The organism is Providencia sp. 6390, from assembly GCF_058148425.1.
This window is the reverse complement of sequence record NZ_JBYVYL010000005.1, coordinates 130338-157222: the sequence shown is the minus strand read 5'-3', so window position 1 is coordinate 157222 and position 26885 is coordinate 130338. Positions and strand designations below refer to the sequence as shown.

Annotated in this window: 24 protein-coding genes; 12 read left to right on the top strand and 12 right to left on the bottom strand. The window is 38.9% G+C overall.

The window, feature by feature from the left end; all coding sequences use genetic code 11:
• The first annotated feature begins 415 nt into the window (after window positions 1–415).
• The 4 genes from dmsA (at window position 416) to dmsD (ending at window position 5051) form a co-directional block, all read left to right on the top strand.
• The gene (gene dmsA, locus AC3Z9T_RS12315; RefSeq protein WP_490126419.1) at window positions 416–2860 is read left to right on the top strand and encodes a dimethylsulfoxide reductase subunit A; all 2445 of its coding nucleotides are present in this window, start codon (window positions 416–418) and stop codon (window positions 2858–2860) included.
• Window positions 2861–2871: 11 nt separating this feature from the next.
• The gene (locus AC3Z9T_RS12310; RefSeq protein ID WP_490126418.1) at window positions 2872–3489 is read left to right on the top strand and encodes a DMSO/selenate family reductase complex B subunit; all 618 of its coding nucleotides are present in this window, start codon (window positions 2872–2874) and stop codon (window positions 3487–3489) included.
• A 1-nt stretch (window position 3490) separates the two neighbouring features.
• A complete protein-coding gene (locus tag AC3Z9T_RS12305) occupies window positions 3491–4348 on the top strand; it encodes a DmsC/YnfH family molybdoenzyme membrane anchor subunit (protein ID WP_490126417.1) in 858 nt (285 codons plus the stop codon).
• Between the two features lie 88 nt (window positions 4349–4436).
• Window positions 4437–5051 (top strand): Tat proofreading chaperone DmsD, encoded by a 615-nt coding sequence (gene dmsD, locus AC3Z9T_RS12300; protein WP_490126416.1) that lies wholly within the window; start codon window positions 4437–4439, stop codon window positions 5049–5051.
• A gap of 136 nt (window positions 5052–5187) precedes the next feature.
• Here dmsD and AC3Z9T_RS12295 read toward each other — a convergent pair whose 3' ends face one another.
• The 3 genes from AC3Z9T_RS12295 to AC3Z9T_RS12285 all read right to left on the bottom strand — a co-directional run bounded on the left by AC3Z9T_RS12295 (window position 5188) and on the right by AC3Z9T_RS12285 (window position 6832).
• The gene (locus tag AC3Z9T_RS12295) at window positions 5188–5550 is read right to left on the bottom strand and encodes a hypothetical protein (protein ID WP_490126415.1); all 363 of its coding nucleotides are present in this window, start codon (window positions 5548–5550) and stop codon (window positions 5188–5190) included.
• A gap of 524 nt (window positions 5551–6074) precedes the next feature.
• Window positions 6075–6275, bottom strand: coding sequence for a helix-turn-helix domain-containing protein (locus AC3Z9T_RS12290; protein ID WP_070925360.1), 201 nt, complete (start codon window positions 6273–6275; stop codon window positions 6075–6077).
• 2 nt (window positions 6276–6277) lie between these two features.
• Window positions 6278–6832 (bottom strand): hypothetical protein, encoded by a 555-nt coding sequence (locus tag AC3Z9T_RS12285; protein WP_490126414.1) that lies wholly within the window; start codon window positions 6830–6832, stop codon window positions 6278–6280.
• Between the two features lie 459 nt (window positions 6833–7291).
• Between AC3Z9T_RS12285 and AC3Z9T_RS12280 the strand changes: the two genes are divergently transcribed.
• Window positions 7292–8611, top strand: coding sequence for a polysaccharide deacetylase family protein (locus AC3Z9T_RS12280; protein ID WP_490126413.1), 1320 nt, complete (start codon window positions 7292–7294; stop codon window positions 8609–8611).
• Between the two features lie 184 nt (window positions 8612–8795).
• Window positions 8796–9896 carry a methyl-accepting chemotaxis protein gene (locus tag AC3Z9T_RS12275; protein ID WP_490126412.1) on the top strand — a complete coding sequence of 367 codons (1101 nt, stop codon included), beginning with the start codon at window positions 8796–8798 and terminating at the stop codon, window positions 9894–9896.
• A 25-nt stretch (window positions 9897–9921) separates the two neighbouring features.
• On the opposite strand, the gene AC3Z9T_RS12270 is transcribed toward AC3Z9T_RS12275, so the two are convergent.
• The 8 genes from AC3Z9T_RS12270 to AC3Z9T_RS12235 form a co-directional block, all read right to left on the bottom strand.
• Window positions 9922–11022 carry a fatty acid desaturase family protein gene (locus AC3Z9T_RS12270; protein ID WP_490126411.1) on the bottom strand — a complete coding sequence of 367 codons (1101 nt, stop codon included), beginning with the start codon at window positions 11020–11022 and terminating at the stop codon, window positions 9922–9924.
• Complete coding sequence (locus AC3Z9T_RS12265) at window positions 11012–12136, bottom strand: sterol desaturase family protein (RefSeq protein WP_490126410.1); 1125 nt, start codon at window positions 12134–12136, stop codon at window positions 11012–11014. Before AC3Z9T_RS12265 ends, AC3Z9T_RS12270 begins: the two co-directional genes overlap by 11 nt.
• Entirely contained in the window at window positions 12137–12748 is a 612-nt protein-coding gene (locus AC3Z9T_RS12260; RefSeq protein WP_490126409.1) for a phosphatase PAP2 family protein, read from the bottom strand.
• Entirely contained in the window at window positions 12745–14010 is a 1266-nt protein-coding gene (locus AC3Z9T_RS12255) for a F390 synthetase-related protein (protein WP_490126612.1), read from the bottom strand. The genes AC3Z9T_RS12260 and AC3Z9T_RS12255 overlap by 4 nt, the downstream gene beginning before the upstream one ends.
• 8 nt (window positions 14011–14018) lie before the next feature.
• Complete coding sequence (locus tag AC3Z9T_RS12250; RefSeq protein ID WP_490126408.1) at window positions 14019–14822, bottom strand: MBL fold metallo-hydrolase; 804 nt, start codon at window positions 14820–14822, stop codon at window positions 14019–14021.
• Window positions 14822–15823: an NAD-dependent epimerase/dehydratase family protein gene (locus tag AC3Z9T_RS12245; RefSeq protein WP_490126407.1), complete on the bottom strand. Its 1002-nt coding sequence runs from the start codon at window positions 15821–15823 to the stop codon at window positions 14822–14824. Before AC3Z9T_RS12245 ends, AC3Z9T_RS12250 begins: the two co-directional genes overlap by 1 nt.
• Window positions 15820–16812 carry a 3-oxoacyl-[acyl-carrier-protein] synthase III C-terminal domain-containing protein gene (locus AC3Z9T_RS12240; protein ID WP_490126406.1) on the bottom strand — a complete coding sequence of 331 codons (993 nt, stop codon included), beginning with the start codon at window positions 16810–16812 and terminating at the stop codon, window positions 15820–15822. The genes AC3Z9T_RS12245 and AC3Z9T_RS12240 overlap by 4 nt, the downstream gene beginning before the upstream one ends.
• A gap of 250 nt (window positions 16813–17062) precedes the next feature.
• On the bottom strand, window positions 17063–17347 hold the full coding sequence (locus AC3Z9T_RS12235) for a LysR substrate-binding domain-containing protein (protein WP_490126405.1): 285 nt from the start codon (window positions 17345–17347) through the stop codon (window positions 17063–17065).
• Window positions 17348–18292: 945 nt separating this feature from the next.
• On the opposite strand from AC3Z9T_RS12235, the gene AC3Z9T_RS12230 reads away from it, so the two are divergent.
• The 6 genes from AC3Z9T_RS12230 to AC3Z9T_RS12205 all read left to right on the top strand — a co-directional run bounded on the left by AC3Z9T_RS12230 (window position 18293) and on the right by AC3Z9T_RS12205 (window position 24376).
• Window positions 18293–18595 (top strand): helix-turn-helix domain-containing protein, encoded by a 303-nt coding sequence (locus AC3Z9T_RS12230; RefSeq protein WP_490126404.1) that lies wholly within the window; start codon window positions 18293–18295, stop codon window positions 18593–18595.
• A 238-nt stretch (window positions 18596–18833) separates the two neighbouring features.
• Entirely contained in the window at window positions 18834–19397 is a 564-nt protein-coding gene (locus AC3Z9T_RS12225; protein WP_490126403.1) for a fimbrial protein, read from the top strand.
• A gap of 200 nt (window positions 19398–19597) precedes the next feature.
• On the top strand, window positions 19598–22093 hold the full coding sequence (locus AC3Z9T_RS12220; protein ID WP_490126402.1) for a fimbria/pilus outer membrane usher protein: 2496 nt from the start codon (window positions 19598–19600) through the stop codon (window positions 22091–22093).
• Between the two features lie 11 nt (window positions 22094–22104).
• A complete protein-coding gene (locus tag AC3Z9T_RS12215) occupies window positions 22105–22833 on the top strand; it encodes a fimbrial biogenesis chaperone (protein WP_490126401.1) in 729 nt (242 codons plus the stop codon).
• 9 nt (window positions 22834–22842) lie between these two features.
• Window positions 22843–23394, top strand: coding sequence for a fimbrial protein (locus tag AC3Z9T_RS12210; RefSeq protein ID WP_490126400.1), 552 nt, complete (start codon window positions 22843–22845; stop codon window positions 23392–23394).
• A 16-nt stretch (window positions 23395–23410) separates the two neighbouring features.
• On the top strand, window positions 23411–24376 hold the full coding sequence (locus AC3Z9T_RS12205; RefSeq protein ID WP_490126399.1) for a fimbrial protein: 966 nt from the start codon (window positions 23411–23413) through the stop codon (window positions 24374–24376).
• A gap of 129 nt (window positions 24377–24505) precedes the next feature.
• Here AC3Z9T_RS12205 and AC3Z9T_RS12200 read toward each other — a convergent pair whose 3' ends face one another.
• Window positions 24506–26152, bottom strand: coding sequence for a fumarate hydratase (locus AC3Z9T_RS12200; protein WP_490126398.1), 1647 nt, complete (start codon window positions 26150–26152; stop codon window positions 24506–24508).
• Window positions 26153–26885 lie beyond the last annotated feature (733 nt).

The following is a 26885-nucleotide window of genomic DNA, read 5'->3' as shown; positions in this document are numbered from 1 at the left end:
TTTATTAATTTTTTGTTAGCTAATTGGGTTATGAATGATTATTCAGATTGAGCCTATCTAAATGTCATAACATAATTAACTAAGAAGCTACTTTCCTCGTATGTTTATTATCTTTCTACATTAGCTTTTTATTTCTAATTTTTCATAGGCATCTGTTATATATTTAAATATATAACGAAGCATTGAAATTAATATTCTAACTCAATGATTTTGCGTAATTCATTGCTTTGGTAATCGGTGTGTTTATTGATGTAAGACAATCTCGTTAATTTTAATGATTGGTATTATTAATCCTATCAAAATTTTAATTATCTTCAATTATGCGGCTAATCATTTTATTGCGAATAGCATGCATCATATTTGATAGAAGTATCGACTTCTAACACTTTAAGCAAATTAATTGAGTGAGTTATGTATGGCAAATATGAAAGAGAAAGCATCGGTTTTTGCTCCTCTGACCCGTCGTGGATTTGTTAAGGCAGGTACAATCACGGGTTTGGCTGCGGCGGCTGGAGGATTTTCTCTTCCTTTTCGCACTTCAGCAGCAACTGAGCAAGCTGCGTCTGCACCAATAGCAGATGAAAAGGTCATTTGGAGTGCGTGCACCGTGAACTGTGGCAGCCGATGTCCGCTGCGTATGCATGTGGTTGATGGTGAAATCAAATATGTTGAAACGGATAATACGGGCGACGATGTTTATGAAGAGCTACATCAAGTCCGTGCATGCCTACGTGGGCGCTCTATGCGCCGCCGTGTATATAACCCAGATCGTTTACGTTATCCAATGATGCGTGTAGGTAAACGTGGTGAAGGTAAATTTAAACGGATCAGTTGGGATGAAGCATTTGATGTGATTGCCGACAATATGAAACGTTTAATTAAAGACTACGGTAATGAATCCATTTACCTTAACTACGGCACAGGTACCTTGGGTGGTACGATGACCAAGTCATGGCCACCAGGGGCAACATTGATTGCGCGCCTAATGAATTGCTGTGGTGGTTATTTAAATCACTATGGTGACTATAGTACTGCACAAATTGCCGCAGGTTTAAATTATACCTATGGTGGCTGGGCAGATGGCAATAGCCCTTCTGATATTGAAAATTCTAAATTGGTCGTGATGTTCGGCAATAACCCAGGCGAAACACGCATGAGTGGCGGTGGGGTAACTTATTACGTCGAACAGGCACGTGAAAAATCCAATGCTAAAATGATCATCATCGATCCGCGCTATACCGATACAGGGGCTGGTCGTGAAGATGAATGGATCCCCATTCGCCCAGGCACCGATGCAGCATTAGTCAGTGCGTTGGCTTATGTGATGATCCAAGAGGATTTAGTCGATAAACCATTCCTTGATAAATATTGTGTGGGTTACGACGAAAAAACAATGCCAGCAGGCGCACCAGAAAATGCACATTATAAAGCGTACATTCTTGGTGATGGGCCTGATGGCCAACCAAAAACGCCTGAATGGGCGGCTGCGATCACTGGGATCCCAGCATCAAGGATCGTCAAATTAGCGCGTGAAATTGGTACGGCAAAACCGGCTTATATTGTGCAAGGTTGGGGTCCTCAACGTCGTTCTAACGGCGAATTAGCTTCCCGAGCAATTTCAATGTTGGCGATCTTAACCGGTAACATTGGTATTAATGGCGGTAATACAGGGGCTCGTGAAGGGTCGTATAGTATTCCATTTGTCCGTATGCCAACACTAACTAACCCAGTAACTACCAGTATCTCCATGTTTATGTGGACGGATGCCATTCTACGTGGCTCTGAAATGACCGCAACTCGTGATGGTGTTCGCGGTAAAGACAAACTGGATGTGCCTATTAAAATGGTGTGGAACTATGCGGGTAACTGCTTGGTTAATCAGCACTCTGAAATTAACCGTACCCATGACATCTTACAAGATGAATCTAAGTGCGAAATGATTGTAGTGATTGATAACCACATGACGGCATCTGCAAAATATGCTGATATTCTTCTGCCTGATTGTACCGCATCAGAACAGATGGATTTCTGTATGGATGCTTCAGCAGGTAATATGTCTTATGTGATCTTTGCCGATCAGGTGATTAAACCCCGCTTTGAAAGCCGCAATATCTATGAAATGACCAGTGAAATTGCTAAGCGTATGGGGGTTGGTGAGCAATTTACTGAAAACCGCACCCAAGAAGAGTGGTTACGTCATCTGTATGAGCAGTCCCGTGCTGCACTCCCTGAATTACCAACATTTGAAGAGTTTCGCGCGCAAGGTATTTTCAAAAAACGTGACCCTAAAGGCCATCATGTAGCTTATCAGAGCTTCCGTGAAGATCCTGTCGCCAATCCATTAACTACGCCATCAGGCAAAATTGAAATTTATTCAGCTCAACTTGCGCAGTTGCAAGAAACATGGGAACTGAATGCAGAGGATGAAATCCATCCATTGCCTGTTTACTCAGTTGGCTTTGAGCAGTATGGCGACCCATTGATGGAGAAATTCCCATTACAGCTAACTGGCTTCCATTATAAATCACGTACACACTCAACCTACGGTAACGTTGATGTCTTAAAAGCGGCATGCCCTCAAGAGCTATGGATCAACCCACAAGATGCTGCAAAACGTGATTTAAAACACGGTGATCTCGTTCGTGTATTTAATGATCGCGGTGAAGTACGCGTTAAAGTGAAAGTGACACCACGTATTTTGCCGGGTGTTGTGGGCTTAGGTGAGGGGGCTTGGTATGACCCAGATGGCAACCGAGTGGACCATGCAGGGAGTATTAACGTACTAACCACGCAACGCCCATCGCCTCTGGCGAAAGGTAACCCATCACACTCTAATCTTGTTGAAGTTGTGAAAGCTTAAGGATGCCAGTTATGTCAACGCAATATGGTTTTTATATCGATTCAAGTCGTTGCACTGGCTGCAAAACCTGTGAGCTAGCGTGTAAAGACTTTAAAAATTTATCACCAGAGGTCAATTTCCGCCGTATTTATGAATACGCAGGCGGTGATTGGACTGAGCAGGATGGCGTGTATGGGCAAAATGTGTTTGCTTATTATTTGTCGATTTCCTGTAACCATTGTGACGATCCTGCCTGTGCGAAAGTGTGCCCTAGTGGTGCAATGCATAAACGCGAAGATGGTTTTGTGGTGGTTAATGAAGAAGTGTGTATTGGTTGCCGCTACTGTAGCATGGCTTGCCCTTATGGTGCGCCACAATTCGATGAAGTCAAAGGGCATATGACCAAATGCGACGGTTGCTATGAGCGAGTTGCGGAAGGTAAAAAACCAATTTGTGTCGAGTCTTGCCCATTGCGTGCACTAGATATGGCACCAATCGAGGAGCTTCGTGCAAAATATGGCGATCTAGCAGAAATTGCACCATTGCCATCAGCTGAATATACGCACCCAAATATTGTTTTAAAATTGAATGCCAATAGTCGTCCTGTCGGTGATACCACCGGGCATCTGGCTAACCCGGAGGAGGTATAATATGGGATCGGGAATTCATGAATGGCCATTGATGTTTTTTACTGTCATTGGTCAAAGTGTGGCAGGGGCTTTTGTGATGATGGCGGCAGTACTACTGAGTGGAAAACTATCGGTTGAGTTGAATCGCAAAGTGCATTACAGCATGTTTGGCCTCTGGTTATTGATGGGTATTGGTTTCTTACTATCCACCATGCATATGGGAAGCCCATTACGTGCCTTTAATGCGTTTAACCGCTTAGGGTCTTCTTCATTGAGTAATGAAATTGCCAGTGGGGCTCTGTTCTTTGCGTTAGGTGGCTTGTATTGGTTACTGGCGGTATTGAATAAGATGCCAGCGGCACTGGGCAAGTTATGGCTGATTGTGGTTATGGTATTAGCTGCCGTATTTGTTGTTGCAATATCACGTGTTTACCAAATTGCAACGGTGCCAACATGGAATAATAGCTACACCATGATCAACTTTGTATTAACCGCATTCCTTGGTGGGCCCATTTTAGCTGCGCTGCTGTTGCGTATTGCTGGTTTCGATTTGCAATGTATCCGCCGTGTGCCTGCGTTAAGTATTGTGGCACTGCTAGTGAGTATCGCAGTGGCTATCTCACAAGGTTTTGATCTAGCGAGTATTGAAACACCAGTACAAAGAGCGGTTGATTTAGTTCCTGATTATGGGATCTTAATGGATATTAAGGTTATCGCGATAGCAATGGGATTGGGCTGCTGGATCATGCCGCTAGTGGCGAGACGTAATCCATCCGTATTGAATCTGATAATTGGTTTTTTATTCGTATTCGTAGGGGAAATTGTCGGACGTGGTGTTTTCTACGGCCTGCATATGACAGTGGGTATGGCAGTTAATTAAGAAATAATAATGGGCCTAGCATTTATTTGCTAAGCCCATTATTTTCTTTATGATTAATAATTAAATAAACAGCGTATAGAAGCACATCATGAACGAACAATCTTTGAACAATATTTCTTTAACGGCTAGGGTCCTTGGCGCCGCGTTCTATTATTCGCCAAATGAGGTGCAAGACATTATTGGCTTACTGTCATCGCCCCAATGGGCTGAAGATTGGCCATATGGTTCGGCAGAGCAAAAACAGGCTATCAGTGGTCAGTTGGCTATTCTGCAAATAGACAATGAAACATTAGATGAAGCATTCCAGCGGCTATTTATTGGTCCTTATGCACTGCCATCACCGCCATGGGGCTCCGTGTGGTTGGATAAAGAAAATGTGATCTTTGGTGACTCTACATTGCAATTACGCGAGTGGATGCAGCACAATCAAATTGATATTTGTTTGACGCAAAATGAGCCTGAAGACCATTTCGGTTTAATGTTGATGATGGTGGCGTGGATTGCTGAAAATAATCCATCTAAATTAAATGAATTACTCGCTGAGCACTTATTGCCTTGGGCGTTCAATTATCTAAATAAACTACAAGCTCATGCTAATTTTCCCTTTTATGTTGGCCTAGCAGAGTTAGCACATTTGACACTAACACATTGGCAGCAATCACTAAATATTGATGTTGCCAAGAAAGTGATATTCTTTCGTTAAGGATTATTAGTGAATAGTATAGCTCCTAAGTGGAGCTATACTATTGAGGTTGTTAAAGAGTAACACTGGTTGTGGGCATGACTACCTTTCTAGCAATCTGCTTATTTGGACTCAATAAAGCACATTGATTTGATGTTTAATAGAATGGAAATGTTATTTCGAATCCATCTGAAGCGTGGTTTAGTGCTCGAGTTCCTCCTTGATAAAACTGTTCTTGTCGGTCATTAAGATACTGTCGGTAATCTTGGTTACTGGTATTCCCATTAAAATTAAAGTTTTTTGATTGTGTTGTTTTAAACTCCATCGAGTCAGATGATAATGACTTAGATGTAAAGAGTTCACGATTTTTTTCATTGGAAATTGAATTTCTATCATTATGAAAACTAAAACTATACTTATTAAATTCATCTCCAAAGAAATTATCACTTAATTCTTTATTTAAAGCAAAGCTATTGACTGAAATAAAAAAGGTTATAAAAGTAAATAGGAATTTAACCATAACTTATGTCTCATGTTAATTTAGGTTTAAATATGATAGTTGCTTAATTTTATTATGCTATGAAAGGCATAATGGTCAATTAAAATTTAATTAATTTAAATGTTTGTAAGTGAATGTTTTTTCAATTATGTTATTTAACTTTTCCATTAAGAAATGGAATTGTTTAAATTCATTTTCTTTTTTTAAATAAGATATAATGCAGCCATTTGATATATGGCTTGAGGTGTTATAATTTAAAATATAACTGCCTAAAGCATAGTAAATAAAGTATAAAAATAGTATGGAAATAAAATATTTTGTTTTCATATTTCATACTTATATATATTCAAATAATATTGATGTTATGCTATTTTATGATATTTAAAGTAACCTTACCATTTAATTATATCATGTGCTTGAATAACATGGTTCCTTATATAACTTGTTGATATATATTAAGTGATGGATTATTCTTCAGTACTATCATTTCATGATTAATCATTTTTATGGTTAACTATCTTCATTGTAGTAAACCTAATGGATAGTTAAGTATATTTAATAATATCTCCAGGCTGACAATCTAAAATCTCGCAGAGTTTTTCTAGCGTCGAAAATTTAATTCCTTTTATTTTCCCATTTTTGAGCAAGGACAAGTTTGCCTCAGTGATCCCCAGCTCTAAAGCTAAATCCTTTGATTTTATTTTTTTCTCAACCATTAAAACGTCTAGAGTTATTATTATCGGCATAGTTATATATACTGTTGATTTTCATCACTAACTTTTTTAGCTTCTTTCATTATTAGTGCAAGAGAGAGGATCATAATAGCATAAATTATCTCACGCATTGCACTCAAAGAAAACCCTAAATAAAAGACAAAGATACGTTCACCAGGGGGTAAGCTTATTGATAATGCTAAACTTGTTAGTGATCCTAACATGCCATTCATGATAGGTGTTATGACAGCTAATATTCCTCCAATAAAGAGTGTTTTGATGTTTCTTTGTGTCCAAATCTCGCCTTTTGATGCCTCAAAAAAGAAATAACCAACGAAAAATAGACTTATAGATGAAATTAAAATAGGAATATGTGTAAGTAACATGAGCAATATGACGCTGATAGAACTTAGCTCTATATTCTTTTCTAACAAAGTCGGATCAATACTATCTATTATTCCATATAACATCGCTTCTTTTCGGGTTGCCCAAAAATAGTAATCAACAACTAGGTCAGAGACTGCCATTATCCAAATGATGAAAGCGACTGATTTAGAATAAAAAAATAATTTTTTCTTACTGTTGCTCATTTCAGTTTATCCACATAGAGACTTTGCGTTAGTGCGTTGATTATCAAATTACAATAAAAAATTATTGTAGTAAAGAAAAAAATTATCGTTTCACGATAATTTTTGGTGTTGTTATTGTCATGTTTAAGAATAATGCCAATAAATTGGAGTCAGAACGTTTTATTGGCTATGACAACTGATGGGAAATATACATGTCGTTATACTCATCATACTTCAAGATGCAGCGCTTTTTGTTGAGGAATAAGTGACTACGTTCAGCTAGCCGAGTCACAGTGTTTATCTATGCTCCCCGTCTATCTTCACTTGTCGCCTACCTGCATCTCGAATTATTTAGAGTATAGACTAATTTAAAGAAAACGAGGGAAGTCTGGATTAGACTATTTTTTCTACTAGCTATAGGGATAAATGGAAACTAGGTTTAAAATAAACCGTTTTTTCGATGGTCACAATGGGTAGGGTATGCGTAATCAGTCGTTGATGTTATTAGTTGTTTTTATATTGTTATTGTTATCGAAAGCATATGCGCAAGTGCCGCCGCAAAGCACTGAAGATTGGCGGCTTGCTGATATCCCACCAACACTTTTGCAAGTCAAACAAGATGAAACTATTTTTGCACCAATTGCTGGTGAAATGAAGGCGGTTGCAGAACTTTACGCAGATCATGGTTTTTATTTATATAGCCCTGCGGGTGATTACCGGCCGATGCAATTTGGTAATGATTATGCTTATGTAAATGTTGACGCAATATCGACGCAAAAGCCACGCTTGAACCCTGTCGATGACCGGTTGAATGACTTAAATAATCCCATTTATGATTATTTGCTGACCACGCAAAATACGCTGGTTTATCGCTCAGCTAAAGAAAATAGCAAGCCAATCGCCATGTTATTAGGTAATTTACGTTACCCTGTGTTAGATCGTATGATCAAAACAGAAAAAGACGGGGAAAAGCTAGCATGGTTGATCATTCGCTTGGGTGATCGTCTAGGATATATCAAATTAGATGATGTTGAGATGGATAAAGGGATCCCAATCCTGACTTATCATCATCTATTAAGAGACAGTGAAAATAAAAAATTTCAACATACCTCGACCACTACTTCAGTTGAAGCATTTCAAACTCAAATGAATTATTTGAAAGAAGCAGGTTATCAAACATTGTCATTGGAAGATATTGAAGGTTATTTAGATAAATCGGTCAATCTACCCGCTAAATCGGTAGTATTGACTTTTGATGATGGCCTAAAGTCAGTTTATCGTTATGCATATCCGATTTTAAAAAATAATCAGCAGCAGGCGACTTTATTTGTTATCTCATCGCGCATCAAAACGGTTCCTCAAAAATGGGCACCAGATGGACTGCAATTTATGAGTAAACAAGAAATTAAAGATAGCCAAGATGTCTTTAATATTCAGTCACACACTCATTTTTTACATAAGTTGGATTATCGTAATAGCCCAATTCTTTTTAGTCGCAAAGAACATACTATTTTTCTTGATTTCCAGCATTCAATGCGGGTGCTACAAAAGTTTGAGCCAGAGCAACGTTATTTAGCGTATCCGTTCGGTGGTTTTAACCAAACTGCGATGGTAGCGGCAAAACAAGCGGGTCTACATCTTGCGGTGACAACTATTCAAGGTAAAGTTCGCTTAGGTGATAACCCATTTGCGTTAAAAAGGCTCTATGCATTGAAAACAGACCCTATTGAAAAATTCGCCCAAATGGTTGGTAATAGCGGTGATGAAATCGTCAATGAAAATATTGTGGTAGATAGGTAGAATGATTTTATTAATTAATACGTATTAATATAACATTCTTACTATAAATAAATCGTAGAGATTAAATCTTTGCGGTTTATTTTTTTTCTGTATTTATCTCTCATTTAAAGCTAAAAAATATAAATATTATACTTATGATGCCGATATCTCTCTTATGGATTAGACTCTTTAGAGCGAGATATTTATGGCAAAAATGTACTTATTACGTGGAATTAAGCTTAAGTTATATGGCCTATTAAAAGGCAAAATGGCAACTACCGCCACTTCAGATCAAGGCAGTGAAACAGATGATACTTCTGAAGCAAAGGCAGAAGCTAAAAAAGTAGAGAATACGCTAGAGCAACATGCCGATTTATTATGGCAAAATTTTTTATTAGGCACTAACGCTATAGAAATTATTCGTAATTCATTATTGTCATCCAGTCAGAACCTTATGCAAGAGTTATCGACCATTGATGAGCTGACGCATAAAAACCAGCTTGCTCGGCAAAGAATGGAACAGCTGTTACAGCTTGTCGATTTAATTGAGCAACAGACAGGTGAAAGCAGTCATTATATTGAAGAACTGCTGACGGTTTTAAATGGTATACATGAAAATATTGATGGTATCGATCGCCTATCAAAGCAAACTAACTTAGTGGCAATAAACTCGGCGATTGAATCGGCTCATATCGGTGTGAAAGCCGCTGGATTTGCTGTTATCTCTCAAGAAATTAAGAAATTATCATCCGAAATACAAAATCAAGCCAAAAATATTACGACTTTGACCCAAGAAATAAATCAGCATGCTAGTCACGTTAATTCGAGTATAGAAAAGAATAATCAAGCCATTCATAGCATCCATAGTGCAGCTAAACAATCTCGTGAATTATTAATTGAAGTGATTGAAAGCTCGACCTATATGTCTGAAATGATCCGTTTTATCGCCACTCAAGAGTTCCTCAATACGGTTAAGCTTGATCATATTATTTGGAAAATCAAAGTTTATGAATTGATACTGCAACAAGATATGGCATCAGCGATTAATAGCCACACAGAGTGCCGTTTAGGTTGCTGGTATTATGGCGAGTCAGGTAGAAACTATAGCCATCTTAGAGGGTTTGCCCAACTAGAAGAACCGCATGCTAAAGTTCATCATTCGGGTAAAGAAGCATTAGCGGCTTATCGGCGAGCGGATGATGAAAATCTAAAAACGCATTTAGCTACGATGGAACAGGCCAGTATTTTAGTGATCAAGTATATCGATGAGTTACTGGAACAATTGAAATATTCATTAAGGCTATGACAGTTCCAACTGCAATATATAAAGGTTAATGTTTTTTGCCTTGCCCCATCTCCTTCAAGAATCGCTGCTGGTAAATAAACAATTCTTTAGACGAAATACAATGATAATCCATTGAGAATTGCTTAGCGGTATCTTCAATAATCAGCGCTAAGGCTTGATAATGGCGATGATTCCAGTTTGGAAATAAATGATGGGTTAGATGTAAGTTCAAGCCACCCAGCCAATACGTTAACCAACGGGGAGTGGTGTGCCAATCATAGGTTGTTGAGAAGGTATGGTAATAAAATCCATGTGGCATATTGCCTTGATCAGGCGGGGTATAGAATGTGGCTTTTGCCCAATGGGTTCCTAAGATCAATACAACAAATATTAGAGAGGCAAACATTTGGCTCAACAAGTAGACCAACAATAGCGTTCCAATACCTATGTTTTTATCGGCGAGAGCATAGAATGGAATGACAATCGCAACAATGATATGCAGTAGTTTTGCGAATAAAAATGCGATGATACCGCGTTGTCCTTGATGGCGCATATGCGGAGCAACACGCGTAAAGTGAAAGCGATCTAACCAATCAAATAACCAAATTAGCGCTGGAAAAGTTAATGCAGCAACCAGTGGCCAATAAAGATGTTGCGCTCTCATAAAAGGATACCAACGTTGATAAGGCGTTTGTCGCAACACAAAATTTTCTTCAATATCTAAATCGTAATGGCGAATATTGGTGTGAGCGTGATGGAAAATAATATGTCTTACCCGCCAACATTCAGGGTCGAGGCCTAAAGGGATCGTGACCCAAAAATTGAGCCAACGATTAGCTTTTGCCTGCTTGAAAATCGCATTGTGGGAGGCATCATGAACAAGATTGATTGCCAGCAGCAAGGCAAAACAGATAAATAGTGGGTAAAATACCAAAAAACTCCATGCAGTACTTAGCCACAATGCTGCGATATAACTCCCTAAGCAGCAGCCAATCAGTAAGATACTTTTCAGGTAAAACCGCCCATCAGCAAAACGATGGTCGTTGCGTCGTTGCAAATAGTGGTTTGCTGCATTCATCAACGCTTGACGAAATTGCTGATCAAGGCGATGTTGATAGCCAAGCGGCCTCAGTGGATCAGGGCGCATGATTAACTTGCTCAGGCTGTCGACCAATTCCTAACAGTAGCAGTAGACTATGCAACCAAAGAGCGGCCGTGAAGAGCAGCCAAAATGGTGTTAGCCATTGCCAAATAAATAGTGTGCAAACTAATAATATGGAAGCAATACCAAACCAACCCCACAGACCGGTTTTGCTACCGTCAGAAAGCCCTGACAGCGCAAGAGTACCTGCGGCAAGTAATACAAATAGTATCACTTGTTGGCTGGTGGTACCTTGATAGCCATAACCATATAAGTACACATAACCAATCACTAATGTGAACAGTAATAATGTGCCCAACACCAGCATCCATTGATTGGTTTGATATTGTGAAACTTTTTGTTTTATTGACTGCGGCTTACCCTTGAATATGCGCCAAAATGGGCGGTTATTATCGATGAAAGGATTCTCAGTCGCTACTTCGCCTTTAATACCATAATGGTACTCGCTATCTGGAAGCTCAGAGAATGTGCCAAACCATTTATCCCAAAAAATAAAACTGCCGCCAAAATTACGATTCGAATAATGGCCTTCTTTTACATGGTGGACTCGATGGTGAAGCGGGGTGACCATAACTTTTTCCCACCAACCTAAATTTGGTATCAAAGCACTATGGTTAAAAAACTGGATGCTATAGTGCAGTATCGAAATGGTGATAAAAATATCAAGCGGTATGCCAAGTAGTGCTAACACCATAAAAAAGGGAATTGAGGTTAATGATGAATACCATGAATTACGTACGCCGAGTGAGAGATTGAAATGTTCACCTTGATGGTGAACCACATGTACAGCCCACAATAAACGGAATTTATGGTGTAATCGATGTAGCCAATAGAAACCAAAATCCCATGCAAATAAGGTGAAAACCCACACTAAGGCAATAGGCCAGTGATCAACAACACCCAATGAAAAGTGATTGACCACAAAACCGTAGCAAAATAGCTCTAAGCCACGAAATAGCCACAGCATGATGTGACCTGAATTGAGGTTAAATACCCATTCTTGCCAGCTGATCGAACCTCTTTGCGTCTTTACAATGATGACGCCTTCGAGAGTCACAACCAGTAACATGAAGATAATTGGAAAAGTTAATTCATTCACTTAATTTTTCTCCATGGGCAAACGGTCTTGTATCAAGCGAGCAATATACAATGCTGCGATTGCCGTGAATGCCCCAGTAACCACATCAATAAATAGGTGGCGTTTCAGTACTAAAACAGAAAAGCAGATAGCAATGGCCCACAGTAAATAGATAGCCGTGCAAAATTTGTGCTGTTGTGACCATAATGCATTGAGCACGACAAGAGTCAATGAGACATGCAGAGAAGGTAATAAGTTTTGTGGGCTATCGACACTCATCAAATCACAAAGTGCTCGCTCAGATGCTGAAATACATTCAACAACTGGATAATGCATGGTGGTTGGGTACATCAGATAAACAGCACCTGAAACCAACGCACAGACTATCATTGCCAACATTAAAGGGCGTGCACGACCGTTGGCACTAAATAGATAACCAAGTGGGATAAATAGGAAAAAAGAGAGATAAGCCCATATCGCATGGGTATTGTATGCGACAGCATTATCGAACCAACCCGGTGACAGTAATGTCGCATATTCACTGATCTTACCGGTAAAGTTATACACAATGCCGACTGTTCCCCAGCCAATTAGGCAATAAAGCAAGCGTAAGAGGATATTTTTAAAATTCATTCAGCACCTTTACGTGTGATCCTTCTGCGCTTGATGGCGAAAGACTGCAAAATGGATCCAGCGGTGAGCGTCCAAGTAAGTTTATTGGTATCAATATGTTGCTTGGTAAAATAGGCCAATAGTTGCTTCTGGCATTGCATTAACTCATGTTCAGCGCATTCACTCTGTAATGTCAGGTGATTGCCTTGCTGAAATAGCCTGAAATCAGCAGTGATAGGTAATTGATTGACAATAATACGTGCAATGGGATCTGCGAACAGTGTGACTAAACTGCCATCATGATCGGGCAGTAATAATTGGTCATCACAACGGCCTTCTATTTGCTCAATAGCTAATTGAGGATCGCCGCAAGGGCAAGGGGTATCTTTCACAACTAAGATATCATCTAATTGATAACGAACAATAGGCTGTGTCTTGCGAGTAAAATCGGTGATTATTGGTGAAAAGCGTCTATCATCTAGCCAATGTGGCTCAATATGTAAAAAAGCTTCATTAAGGTGCATTGTGCCATGCGCACATGTACAACCTAAAAAACCTTCAGTTGCTTGGTAAACTTCTGCGACATGAGAGAAACATTGTTGCAACCGTTGTTTATCATGAGGTTGTAAAACTTCTGCCACTGAGATGACTTTATCAACGTTGAGCTTGATATGTTGATCTTGTATCGCTTGAGCTATTGCACACAGGACTTGAGCGGGCGCGACAATAATTGATGGTTGATAGCGTTCTAGTGCCAGCAATTGCTGGCGAAAATCAGCATATAAGTCGTAGAAACGCAGTGAAATCCAACGATTATTCACACTTTCATAGAGATTATTATTGGCGCGTAAAAATAAGGCCACGCGCTCACCACTGAATAATCCATTTGGCAGCATTTTGGCTAACATGCTGCCTGACCAAATATGTTGTTCTTGGGGGCTAACGACAAACAACCCACGACGCCCAGAAGTTCCAGAGGACAAGCCGACACTGTATTTGCCGACTTTTGGTGCAAAATCACGTGATTGTTCACTTTGCTGAGCGCAGTGGAATAGCTCTTGGCTGGATAGCCCTGCCGTATTCATTTGATCAAAATTATCCATCATGATTTGTTTATTCATCATGGGGAACTGATCTAAAGGGCGATTAATAAAGGCGCTGAAGTAGGGGCTATGACGTAGTACTTTGTGCTTGAAAGCGGCAAGCTGTTTTTGCTGGTAGGCTTCAAGCTCAGATCTATCGTTAAAATGGCGATGGCGTGCACGCCAATAGTGCCATAGCATTGCAACAATCACATTAGCTCCCCTTCATGACACAACTGGATGGCAATATTTTGCTTATCAAGTTCATGTAATTTATTCAGGGTTTGATAGTAAGCCTGTTTATCATCCATGATGATATGTGCAATTGCCATCGGGCCGCGTAATTCACGGTAGTTTGTCGGCGACCAAGCCGCATCTCCTGCCAGCAGTATCCAGCCATGTTCAGTGAGCACGCATAAGCCGATATGCCCCGGAGCATGTCCCGGCAGCGGAACAATCAACAGTGTTTTTTGTGAATTAACCGTGAACCCTTGCCCAAGGATCTGCAACTCCGTAGGTAGGTCAACCGCCTCAAAACCTTCATAAAACTGTGCCCGCGGCTCAAAATCATCAGGGATCAGGCCGCGAACAAAAGCGCCTTTAAGGGCAGCAAAGCCTGTAAGTCCACGGGTTTTTTGCCAGCCATCGCCTGAGCAGAGAATTGGAACACTTGGGAAGTCACGCAGACCTGCAATATGGTCACCATGAAAATGCGATAAAATAATGCCATTTAGATCATTGGGAGAGATCCCTTCATTGGCTAATTGGTTAATGAGTGCATCTTTAGGGTCAAAATAGACTGGGGTAACGGTGCGATATAAACGCATGATCCCATTGCGAGTGTGATCGTAAAAGTGGTTCGCATAACCCGTATCAAATAACCAGCGCTGATTTTTATCATGTATTAACCATGCTCTGGCAGGGAACTTACACGCTTTAAAACTGGCGCCCTTCAGTGCCACACAGCCGGGGTGGGTACAGTATCCGACTTCAAATTGCTGGATAGTTAACATTATCTCTCCTGCTGGTTGAGCCACTGTGCGGTTAAATGGATCCCTTCTTCCATATTAAAAATAGGGGTATAGCCTAGCTCTTGTTGGGCTTTGTGGTTATCCAGTGTCATAGTGAAATAAGCAGCACCTAAGCTATAACGGGTGAGCAATGGCTCTTTACCTGTAAGATGAGCTATCCCTTCAAGTAGTGTGGCGAGTGCAAACAACATGGGGTATGGCGCGGAACTGATCTGGCAATTTAATTGTAACTCATTAAAGAGCTGCTCTAATGTCAGCCTAAGCGGTTGAGGTTGTTGGTTGGTAATATTATAGGCAGCACCACTGGTTAAGTTGTCTTGTGTGGTTGCTAACATCATGCTGTGTACTACATTTCCCACATAAGTTAAATCAAAAGCGTTTTTACCACCATCAGGGAGGATCAGTTTGCCGTTTCTGGATTTAATTTGTGCTAATAAACGTGGCAGAAGTACGCGATCATAAGGGCCAAACAACCCTCTAGGCCGTAATACGGTATAACGCGTTTGCGGGTAGTAAGCTACACTACGAGCAATGGCGGTTTCTGCTAAATATTTAGTGCTTGCATAGTGATTGGCAAAACGACAATTGGCTTGTGATTCAGGAATATCTTGTTGATGCGTGAAGTTAAAATAAATCGCTGGCGTTGAGATATGAACAAATCGTGAAATCTGTTGTTCACCTGCGGTATCAGCTAGAATTTGTGTTGCATAATAGTTGATGCGAGCAAAATCATAATATTTACCCCAAGGTGATGATAAAGCTGCGCAATGCCAAATGGCATCACAGCCTTCCATCATGGTTTTGGCATTTTCATTCGACAAATTAGCGAGATCAAAAGGGAAAAATTGTGCGCCTTGCTGGGAAAGCAAAGCCCCTATTTCTTGGCTTCTCCCACAAGCTACTACTTGATGCCCTTGCTGAAGCAGGTAATCAACGGCATTACGCCCAAGGCCACTTGTCGCACCTGTAACTAAAATTTTCATGGGATCAGAACCATGGAGCAAAAAGCCAGACCAGCAGCAGTACCGATTAGCATGACATTAGGTTGCCCATAAAAGCGCCCACTGATAATCGCTTCATGAAGCGCGGAAGGGATCGACGCCGCGACTTGATTGCCTCGAAAGCGATAAATGTCAATTAATTGTTCCGATTTAACCCCTAAACGTTGTCGCATATGCTCAAGAGATAGGTGGCTTGCTTGATGGGGAACAACCGTGCCAATCTGACTAAGCCGTAACCCTGAATCGGTTAAAACCTGTTGCATAAAATCTTCTACTAGCGAAGACGCCATACGGAACAGCTTTTTGCCTTGCATATGAAACAAAAAATCATCATCTGTCATGCCTGCACGCGGGTTTTTACGTGTTCCGCCCGCACGTATCTCACACAGTTCGATACCTTGAGTATGCGTTTCGTGGTGGTAGGAGATTATCCCACTTGTCCCATCCCCTTTTTCGACGATCACACAAGCGGCGCCATCGCCAAAAATCAATGATGACTCTTGATCTTGCCAATCAATACCACGTGATGCCAGATCCGCCGAAACAATAGCAATACGTTGATATTGGCTAGTGGCAAGAAAGCCTGCGGCCACTTGCAGTGCGGTGATAAAGCTGACACAGCTTGCATTCACATCAAAGCAAGCAATACCTTGTTTTAAAGGGGACTGTTGAAGAATATGTGCCGCAGTGCAAGGTAGTGCTTGTACTGAAATAGCCGATGCGGAAATCAACATATCAATGCTTTGTGGGGCAATTTGTTGGGTTTCTAGTGCATGAAGTATGGCTTTTGCGGCTAATTCTGCTTGGGAGTCATGATCTTTTGCATGGAAACGATGTTCAATACCGGAACGTTTAGCAACATAACCTTTTGGTTTGTTGAGTTTAATATCCAATTGCCATGATTCTATTTTATTTTCAGGCAATGCAATACCCGATGAAATAATTTTTATTGGAGTTAGGCCATTCGGCATAGTGAGACGTACCTTTATAAATCATTGTCCGTATTATAAATAGCAGAGTTTCCTTACCTGTCATATAGGATAAATACGGCTATTTAAACAGGGGATAGCGGTTTGAAATGATGCCCTGTTTCTTCAAGTAAGGTCGTTATTATACTCTAAATAATTCGAGGTGCAGGTAGTCAACACCGCTGCAACTTGAAGTATGACGAGTATATATGTTGTAAATTGGTAGGAAATGATAAAAGCCAAGCCACATCAATCAGCCATGTTGAGAAAGGGGGGGATCTTTAATAGGTATAAAGCAAACATCATGATGACTAATGTGTCGAGCGCTATAAGGTAATAAGCTGATCCCCACTCCAGCCGCCACCGCCACCAAGGCTATTATGGTTTGAATATCATTAGATTCTTGAGCTGATTTGATCGACAGCTGCCGACTTTCCAAAAACAAGGTAATTTGCTGTGATAAGCCTGAGTCTCTTTCTTTACGTAACGCCAAATAAGGAGGTGTTTTATGTTTGTATTTCGAGTTATTGACTAACAAAATGGTTGTTATTTCATCGATTGATTTTTAATTTTTGCGGCAAACTGCTTCGTACTATCAGTAATTGTCTGTTTTTTAATCAATTGCGTAGGTTATTATCGTTTTTTTCTTGTTTTTTATTTCGGTTATTCATAATAGGAGTATCAAATAGAAACATTCGTTCTTAGTTTGTTACACTTATTTGGCGTTATAAACGGTTGATTATAAAGATTTATTATACTGTCAAATAAACGAAATACTAGTAGCCTCAACGGATCATTCTGATTTATGAAGAATAGCAAGTTTTAAAACCAGCTAAGCGTTACTTAAGTATATAAAATGTACCTAAAGAAGCTTGGCTTGGTGTTTAATTTCTCTTGTACTCCTTTATTGGGTATCAATTTAGTGCTGAACTTCCTGCCTGTAAAGATCAGATAAAATAAATAAACCATCGTCAATGGTAAAATTATTATAATCTAAAATAAGTGATTTAAATTAAATTTTTTTATTTTTATTTTAATTTATCTTTATATATCAATGGTGATCGGTGATTATTTAAAATAGTTACCAGCATTTATTATTAATTAGAGCTTAATGTATTTTTTTATATAGTTACAGTTTTTATACGTATAAATGAATGATGTTATTTATCATAAAGTTATGCATTTAAATTTATTTTTATAAAAACAAGTAAACTTGGTAAATTATTAATGAATTTATTTTAAATCTTAAGAATATTTTAATAGGTATGTTTGATAGGTTTTAACTAATTTGATTGATTGCATCGATCGTTACAAACAGTTTTACTTTCAAATAATGGATTTTATAATTAAGTCAAATTCCATAGTTATAAGCTGGGCTGTTTCTTTTAATTAGGAAGATTTAAAATAACAACTATCCATAGTTAAGTTTAATTGATTTGTATTTATGCTATGGTTTGCTTAATATTAGGTCGGGTCTGAATAAATGAAAAATGTAAACCAGGTCGTTGGTAAAGAAATTCGCAAAAGAAGAAAGAAACTTGGCCTTTCTGGTGTTGGGTTGGCCGATCTTATCGGTGTAAGCCAGCAACAAATTTCTCGCTATGAAAGGGGAGAGTGTAATATTACCTTGGATAATCTTCTTAATTTAGCGAAGGCGCTTGAAACGGACTTGGTTTCTTTTTTTAATGATGATGTATTTTCAATTGAAAGTTGCTCTGAATCGAAGAGTATAACCGAAAATAAACCTAAAACTATGAAGCATAAAATGGCTCATCATTATTTATAATTTTTCTTTTAATAAAGTTTTATATACTTTAAATAATTCGATGTGCAGCTAGGCGACAAGCGAACGAGTCGCTAGGAGCATAGAAAACACTGTAACTGGTGCGAGTAAACGCCGCCAACAATGCTGCGACTTGAAGTATAACGAGTATAGTCATAATAAAAATTAAGCTCCACCTAACGGTTTTATATCGTTAGGGAGTTTGTACGTTAGTCGTCTTTCTTAAAAATAGGAATATAAAATGAAATTATCTAAAATTGCATTAGCTACAATTATTGCTGCTTCATTTGCAACTGGTATCGCAAATGCAGCAAATGTGGATCAAGGTAGTGGCATTATTAACTTTAAAGGTAAAGTGATTAATGCACCATGTACTCTGCCTGGTGATGGTACTGTGAACGTCGATTTGGGACAAGTAGCAAATAAAGTATTAGAAACAGGGAATAAATATAGCCAAAGTGTTCAATATACTATCGCATTGGAAAACTGTGACTTAGGTGAAGTCAAAGATGCTGATGATAAAGTTCTGTTCCCTGCGGTGAGCAAAGTTAAAGTGACTTTCTCTGGTACACCTGATTCAACAAAAACTGAGCTGTTAGCAAACACAGGTACATCTAAGGGTGTCGGTGTTCGTTTAATTAACGCTGATGGTGCTGTCATGAAAGTTGGTGATACCAGTGTTGAATTACCAATGGTTGCTGGCCCTAATAAACTGACTTTCAGCGCACGTGTTGAAGCGAATGGTAGCAAAGTTGAAACAGGTAGCATTATCTCTCAAGCAACTTACGCATTAAATTACCTTTAATTTAACTCGTTATACTCCAATTTATTTTATTATCAATACAGTAAAATACTTAAACTGAGCCCATTTTTTTAGGTTTAAGGGCTACTTATCGTCTGGATAATATTGAAATTATTTTGAGAGTATTAAGTAACAGGTAATAATTTGCCTGTTACTTTTCATCTTTTGTTTTAATTGGTTTACCTATTTTGACAGGGATTAACATGTCTTTATCGCCTCAATTTAAAGTGAATAAAATATTATTCTCTATTCTGCTAGCACTGTCTGTATCAGGTGTTTCTAATGCAGTTGAGTTTAATATGAATATTATTGATGCAAAGGATAGAGACAATATTGATCTCAGCCAATTTTCAAACCCTGATTTTATTCCTGCTGGTGAATATCTCACTGACATTACATTAAATGGCCGTAAATTATCGGGGCAGTATCTAATTAAATTTAATGAAATTGATAAGGATACTTCTGCACTTTGTATTACTCCTGAGATGGTGCGGTTATTTGCGCTGAAAAAGAAAGTTAAGAATGAAATATTGCAACATGAAAATAATCAGTGTGTTGAACTGCCTCAAACAATGGATATTCACTATCGTTTCGATAAGGCAAACCAAAATATTTTATTTTCGGTGCCTCAAGCATGGCTCGAATATGATGACCCTTATTGGGTTCCACCATCACAGTGGGAAAATGGTATAACTGGCGCATTTATTGATTACAATTTATTTGCCAACTATTCTGCACCCAAAAATAATAGCGAAACAGTCAGCGCAAGTAGTAATGGCACCGCTGGAGTTAACTTAGGTGCATGGCGTTTCCGTGCTGATTATCAGTATCAATATAATCGTTCACAAGGAACCACTAATCAGCGATTTGATTGGACGCAATTGTATGCTTTTAGAGCGCTCCCTGAATTAGGTGCAAAAATATTATTAGGTGAGTCTTATCTTAGAACGGATATTTTTGATAGTTTCCGTTTTGTTGGGGCATCATTCTTTAGTGATAACCGTATGCTACCTCCTTCTATGCGTGGCTATGCGCCACAAATTACGGGGATAGCGCAAACTAATGCAACAGTGATTGTTTCACAGAATGGTCGTGTTATTAAACAAAAACGAGTAGCGCCTGGCCCGTTTAATATTCAGGATATTACTGAAGCGGTACAGGGAACGTTGGATATTACCATCGAAGAAGAAAATGGCAGTAAAACAATTTATCAAGTGACTGCGACCTCATTACCATTTTTAACTCGACAAGGTCAGTTGCAATATAAGTTTTCTGCGGGTGAATCAAGCCTTTTTGGGCGTTCACAGCGAGTGGAACCACGATTTGTTGCTGGTGAAGTGTCTTATGGGTTATTTAGCAACACGTCAATATTTGGTGGCTTGATCGCAACAATAAATAATAATGATTACCAAGCTATTAACATTGGTGTTGGTCAAAATATGAACCAATTCGGTGCTATCTCATTTGATATCACGCGTACCAATGCAAGGTTGGAAAGTTTTGGCACTTATTCAGGTAACAGTTATCGACTGAATTACTCCAAACGTTTTGAATCCACTAATTCGCAAGTGACTTTTGCTGGTTATAAATTCTCTGAGAAAGAGTTTTTAACTATGCCGCAGTATATTGATGCGGCAAACGGTGTGTTGGATTTTAGACGTGATAAAAACGTTTATACCGCCTCATTTAACCAATATATCAGTCCACTCGATGTGACTTTGTATTTCAATGCATCACATCATCAATTTTGGAATAGTGAGTCGACAACAACATTTGGTATGAGTCTTAGTAAAATTTTCAGCATAGGAAATCTAAAAAATATTTCGGCAACATTGTCACTGAATAAAATTAAATATCAGGAAACGGATGACAACCAAGCCTATTTATCATTCTCCATTCCATTGGAGAGCGGTGGTTCAGTCAGTTATGACATGCAATATGCAGATGGTGGTAAAAGTTTAAGTCAATCCGTTGCCTATTATAGTGAAAACCTTAATAACAACTATTGGAGCTTGCGTGCGGGTGGTGATAAGCGTGCATTAGGCCGCATGGAGCCAAATCTCAGTGGAAGCTATCAATATTCTTCGCCATACGGTGTTTTAAATATTAATGGGACTGATAACGTCAATTCTTATAGGGCGTTAGGTGGAAGTTGGTATGGTTCGATGACGGCGACAAAATATGGTGCTGCTTTACATCGCAATGGTACAGCAAATGAACCTAGGATCATGATTGATAGTGGTGATGTTGCTGGCATTTCAATTGATAATGGTCAGTCAGTGACTAACCGTTTTGGGGTTGGTGTGGCAACCAGTTTAAACAGTTTTTCAAATTCAGATGTGTATATCGATATGAATACACTGCCAGATGATGTTGATGTTAATGACAACATCATTGGCAAAACCCTAACTGAAGGGGCGATTGGTTACCAAATGATCCGCGCAAATCAAGGTAAACGTATTTTAGCTGTTGTTCGTTTAGAAAATGGCAAATACCCACCACTAGGGACTAGTGTCGTTGAAATAAATAGCGGCAGAGAAGTTGGCATCATTGCTGATAATGGCATTGTCTATTTGACAGGCATTAACCCTGATGAGGAATATTCCGTTAAATGGGCTGCTGGAAATGAACAATGCCGTTTGAATTTCACTAATTTTTCCGAGAAACAACAAAATAAAGTTTTACTCCCTTGCCTTTAAAGGAAAGTGTTATGAATAAATTGTACCAATCCTCTGTTTGCCTTGCATTCATATTACTGAGTGTGCAAACCGCATCAGCGGCAATTAATATTGACCGTACAAGGATTATTTTTCCTGGACAGGATAAATCCGTCAGTTTGGTGATTAATAACCAAAGCAAAACGATGCCTTATTTGGCACAGTCATGGATGGAAGATGAAAAAGGTAACAAAGTCTCTGAACCTTTTACGGTACTTCCACCTATGCAACGAGTGGAGCCAAACGCCAAAAACCAGATAAAAATTATTAAAACGGAAGGACTTGATAAATTACCTCAAGACAGAGAGTCATTATTTTATTTAAATGTTCGTGAGATCCCACCTGTTTCCGATAAAGAAAATGTGGTGCAGATTGCTATTCAAAGCCGTCTAAAGATGTTTTATCGACCTGCCCAAATTGAAAATAATAGTGACAAAATATGGGCGAAAGAACTGAAATATACCCATTCAGGTAATAATTTAGTGATTGCGAATCCAACAAAGTATTATGTCACGTTGGGGTACTTGAGTAGCAATTCAACTAATAACTTTCCGGGTTTTGAAAGTGTGATGATAGCGCCAATGTCACAAGAAACAGTCACGATCCCCGCAACGCCTTTTAGCCAATTGTACAGTGGTTATATGGATGACTATGGTGGAATGAAAATGCTGACATATCAGTGTGCTGCATCCGTTTGCCAATTGGCGAAAGAAAGTAAATAGGAACTGACGATGAGAAATTGCTACGCATCAATAAGTTTGTTTATTTGCCTGCTATTTTCCAGCAATATTTATGCAGATAGCAGTATGATGAGAGGTGATTTGAACTTTACTGGTCAAGTTGTTTCATTACCTTGTAAGATCAGTTTTTCATCATTGGATCAGAATATTGATTTAGGGCCAATTTCTCTTAATTTTTTCCATGAAATAGGGGATAGAAGCCCTAAACAAGAAGTTAAATTGAAATTTGATGACTGTATTTTCCCTTCATTTAACCGCAATGACAGGGAACCTATTGTGCGGATCATGTTTATTTCTGAACCAACAGAAAGTACTGATCGCAACTTATTCGGCGGTAAAACGCTTTTAAAGGGTTACGGCATTCGCTTAATGGATAGAAATGGCAATACCGTGCCAAATGGAGAATATCGTAATTACCCTGTTTATTTTGATGATAACCAGCAAATAACACTTTATTCAATGCTAGAAAGCTATCTTCCTCGAAAAGATTTAACCGTAGGTAATATTAAAACACAAATTACGTTAAGCATTGCCTATCTTTAATTAAGGTGTATAACGCATGATACACAGATATATCAAATATAGCAGTTTCTGCTTTTTGCTGCTGTTAATGTTTGTCAGTACCAAAGTATTCGCTTTAGATTGTGTGGAAAGTGGTACAGGTGTAGTGATTAAGCCTGCAGTGCCTGTTGGACAATTAGCGATCCCAGCAGATACGCCTGCAAATTCAATTATTTGGCAATCAAACCCATTAACTGTCACCGTTTATTGCGATAATGTGTTAGGAGATGCTGTCGACGTTGTTCATATGTATTTTAACCCGACATCACAAACATTAGGTACTGGTTTATTGTTAGGGGCAAACTATAAAGGGCAGCAACTAGAAAGAAATGAACAACGGGTTAATTTAGGGACTAGTCCGATCCGCAAAGGGCAAAGTGTGACGGTGACTGTCACTTTTACCTTGTATATTAAGGTCACTGGCGTCGTTCCGCCATCAGGGAGCTACCCTGGAGATAACCAATTTACAGTATTCCAATTTGATGGGAGCGGCGGAATTAATAAAACGCCCGGTGCAAAAAACCTGAGATATTCCATTTCGGGGTTACGTAGCATTCGTTTTTTAAAGTGTGGTGCAGACATTAAAGTTTACCCTGAATCTCAGCAAATCGATTTTGGCCAAATGATGATCACAGAGTTGAATCGGGGCCAAGAGTTTACCAAACAATTTCAAGTGCAAGCTTTGAAAAGAGGATGTTTAGATAATTTCTCGATGAATGTTAACTTTGAGACCACTGATAAACTTAATGGTGAGTATGCGATTGATTTAGGCAACGGAACAAATTTGACTATCACTGATGATAAAAGCAATCGAGTGAAATTTAATTATTTCCAGTTTTTTGGCACCTTACCGGTTGGAAGTACATCAGTTACCCGAACTTATAATGCTTCGGTTAAGAAAGCCAGTACAGTAAAAACGGGAAGCTTCAATGCTTCAACCATTGTACGAATAAATTACTACTAGCAATAGTGTTTTGTGGAAGGCGTTATGCCATGGAATGGCTTAATTTATTTCAAAACCTTAACGATTGCTGCCAAACATAATGCGTTTGTCAGCAGTCTGAAGCGGCGGCATTAGCCGCCACTATTTTAATTATTTAATGCAATTTTTGCAGGTTTGATCTTGAACCTGCTCAAAGAAATTATTGCCTTTATCATCAACTAAAATAAAGGCAGGTAGCCCTTCAACTTCCATTTTCCAAACCGCTTCCATGCCGAGTTCTGGGTATTCAAGACAGCTTAAGCTTTTGACATATTCTTGCGCAAGGATCGCCGCTGAACCACCAATACTGCCTAAATAAAAACCACCATGTTTTTTACACGCATCGGTGACTGTTTGGGTACGATTGCCTTTTGCGAGCATCAGCATGCTACCGCCATGAGATTGGAATAGATCAACATAAGGATCCATTCGATTTCCTGTTGTTGGCCCTAAAGAGCCAGAAACTTTATCTTCTGGTTTTTTCGCAGGTCCTGCATAGTAAACCATATGATCTTTAAAATATTGCGGTAGCTCTTCACCATTATCGAGGCGTTCTTTGAGCTTCATATGGGCGATATCTCGCGCAATGATGAGTGGCCCACTGAGTGACACCCGAGTTGAGACAGGATGTTTACTTAGCTCAGCCAAAATATTTTTCATTGGTTGATTTAAATCGATATGCACCACTTTAGCTTCATTGTGGTGGCGTAATGATTCAGGAATATATTGCGCGGGATTGTGCTCCATTTTTTCAATCCATATTCCTTGTTTATTGATCTTGGCTTTAATATTGCGATCAGAGGAACAAGAAATGGCTAACCCGATTGGACAAGAGCCGCCATGGCGAGGCAGACGAATAACTCGAACATCATGGGCAAAATATTTACCACCAAATTGAGCACCAAAACCGAAATGGCGAGTGGCTTCTAACAGTATTTCTTCTAGCTCAACATCACGGAAAGCTTGCCCATGCTCATTGCCAGATGTGGGCAAGCTATCATAGTATTTTGTCGAAGCCAGTTTAGTGGCTTTTAGAGTTGCTTCTGCGGAAGTACCACCAATCACAAAGGCGATATGGTATGGGGGACATGCGGTTGTACCCAATGCTTTCATTTTTTCAATTAAAAATGCTTTGAGTTTGCTGGGTTCTAAGATTGTTTTTGTTTCTTGAAATAATGCGGATTTATTCGCGGAACCAGCACCTTTATTGACAAATAAGAAATGATATTCATCACCTTCAGTAGCAAAAATATCAATTTGAGCTGGTAGATTGGTGCCCGTGTTAACTTCGGTGTACATGTCTAGAGCGGCATTTTGCGAGAAACGTAGATTTTCTTGTTGGAAAATCTGATAAACTCCTCGTGATAATTGCTCTGCATCATTACAGCCGGTCCATACTTGTTGGCCTTTTTTTGCCACAATAGTTGTTGTGCCCGTATCTTGGCAATTTGGTAAAATCCCTTTTGCAGAAATTTCAGCATTACGTAGTAATTGCAGGGCGACATATTTGTCGTTTTCACTGGCTTCAGGATCAGACAAAATAGCTGCAACCTGTTTTTGGTGGGCAGTTCTTAAGAAAAATTGAGAGTCATAGATGGCTTGTGCCGCCAGTACGGTTAAGGCTTCAGGTTCAATTTTTAATATGTCTTTATCAGCAAATGATTGTACCGAAACGTATTTATCAGTTAATTGATAATATTCAGTGCTATCCTCTGCTAAAGGATAAGGATCTTGATAGAAAAACTCTTTATTAGGCATGTTATTTACTCACATATTAATTCAGTAAAATAGCTCCATGAGAGCGGTTGTTATCACTAATTAAATTTTCATTTTGGGTGATCGATAAAACTGAAATAAATAATGTAAAAACGGATAATATACCCATTTTTAATAAGGATATTGTATTCAATGAAATGGACTCAATAATATGATATTGATTAATATTATTGATATTAAATTGCTGTTAAGGTGAAAATTTGCAACAGGTCACGCAAGAACACATGTTATTAATGTTAAAGACTATCTGTTGATGAAATTTAAATGAAAACAGCCTGACTCATATTGATCAAATATTCAGTCATTAATGAGTTTTCTATAACCTAATTAACACATTATTTTTCACGGCAAAATAGCCTGATCTATATATAGATATAAAACATTTGTTTTGATTATCATTTTACGTGTAATAAAAATCATTATAAGACTTAACCATGTGAATTATAAATTTAACTTAGGTTGAATCTTGAAGGGTAATTGGCAAAAACGTCAGGCCACTATCAATTCTGTTAAGTTGCTTATTTTTATCAAAAAGACAATTATTTCATTGAGTTTTCAAAATGAAAGCCAAACGAAGTGTCGAAAATGGCTTTCAATTTGTACTAACTGTGTTTATCATGCAGCACTTAATGAAATTTAAATGGCGCTACTGGTTTTGGGCTTTGCTGGGGATATCTCCGATGAGCTTATACAGTCTTTAACGGTAGCGGTTCTA

Bases quoted from the DNA above. Each gene is read 5' to 3' on its own strand.
- dmsA (WP_490126419.1), top strand. From the start codon at position 416: ATGGCAAATATGAAAGAGAAAGCATCGGTTTTTGCTCCTCTGACCCGT.
- AC3Z9T_RS12260 (WP_490126409.1), bottom strand. From the start codon at position 12,748: ATGAATTTTAAAAATATCCTCTTACGCTTGCTTTATTGCCTAATTGGC.
- AC3Z9T_RS12280 (WP_490126413.1), top strand. From the start codon at position 7,292: ATGCGTAATCAGTCGTTGATGTTATTAGTTGTTTTTATATTGTTATTG.
- AC3Z9T_RS12205 (WP_490126399.1), top strand. From the start codon at position 23,411: ATGATACACAGATATATCAAATATAGCAGTTTCTGCTTTTTGCTGCTG.
- AC3Z9T_RS12275 (WP_490126412.1), top strand. From the start codon at position 8,796: ATGGCAAAAATGTACTTATTACGTGGAATTAAGCTTAAGTTATATGGC.
- AC3Z9T_RS12255 (WP_490126612.1), bottom strand. From the start codon at position 14,010: ATGCTATGGCACTATTGGCGTGCACGCCATCGCCATTTTAACGATAGA.
- AC3Z9T_RS12245 (WP_490126407.1), bottom strand. From the start codon at position 15,823: ATGAAAATTTTAGTTACAGGTGCGACAAGTGGCCTTGGGCGTAATGCC.
- AC3Z9T_RS12200 (WP_490126398.1), bottom strand. From the start codon at position 26,152: ATGCCTAATAAAGAGTTTTTCTATCAAGATCCTTATCCTTTAGCAGAG.
- AC3Z9T_RS12230 (WP_490126404.1), top strand. From the start codon at position 18,293: ATGAAAAATGTAAACCAGGTCGTTGGTAAAGAAATTCGCAAAAGAAGA.
- AC3Z9T_RS12225 (WP_490126403.1), top strand. From the start codon at position 18,834: ATGAAATTATCTAAAATTGCATTAGCTACAATTATTGCTGCTTCATTT.
- AC3Z9T_RS12220 (WP_490126402.1), top strand. From the start codon at position 19,598: ATGTCTTTATCGCCTCAATTTAAAGTGAATAAAATATTATTCTCTATT.
- AC3Z9T_RS12270 (WP_490126411.1), bottom strand. From the start codon at position 11,022: ATGCGCCCTGATCCACTGAGGCCGCTTGGCTATCAACATCGCCTTGAT.
- AC3Z9T_RS12240 (WP_490126406.1), bottom strand. From the start codon at position 16,812: ATGCCGAATGGCCTAACTCCAATAAAAATTATTTCATCGGGTATTGCA.
- AC3Z9T_RS12305 (WP_490126417.1), top strand. From the start codon at position 3,491: ATGGGATCGGGAATTCATGAATGGCCATTGATGTTTTTTACTGTCATT.
- AC3Z9T_RS12290 (WP_070925360.1), bottom strand. From the start codon at position 6,275: ATGCCGATAATAATAACTCTAGACGTTTTAATGGTTGAGAAAAAAATA.
- AC3Z9T_RS12210 (WP_490126400.1), top strand. From the start codon at position 22,843: ATGAGAAATTGCTACGCATCAATAAGTTTGTTTATTTGCCTGCTATTT.
- AC3Z9T_RS12295 (WP_490126415.1), bottom strand. From the start codon at position 5,550: ATGGTTAAATTCCTATTTACTTTTATAACCTTTTTTATTTCAGTCAAT.
- AC3Z9T_RS12310 (WP_490126418.1), top strand. From the start codon at position 2,872: ATGTCAACGCAATATGGTTTTTATATCGATTCAAGTCGTTGCACTGGC.
- AC3Z9T_RS12250 (WP_490126408.1), bottom strand. From the start codon at position 14,822: ATGTTAACTATCCAGCAATTTGAAGTCGGATACTGTACCCACCCCGGC.
- dmsD (WP_490126416.1), top strand. From the start codon at position 4,437: ATGAACGAACAATCTTTGAACAATATTTCTTTAACGGCTAGGGTCCTT.
- AC3Z9T_RS12215 (WP_490126401.1), top strand. From the start codon at position 22,105: ATGAATAAATTGTACCAATCCTCTGTTTGCCTTGCATTCATATTACTG.
- AC3Z9T_RS12285 (WP_490126414.1), bottom strand. From the start codon at position 6,832: ATGAGCAACAGTAAGAAAAAATTATTTTTTTATTCTAAATCAGTCGCT.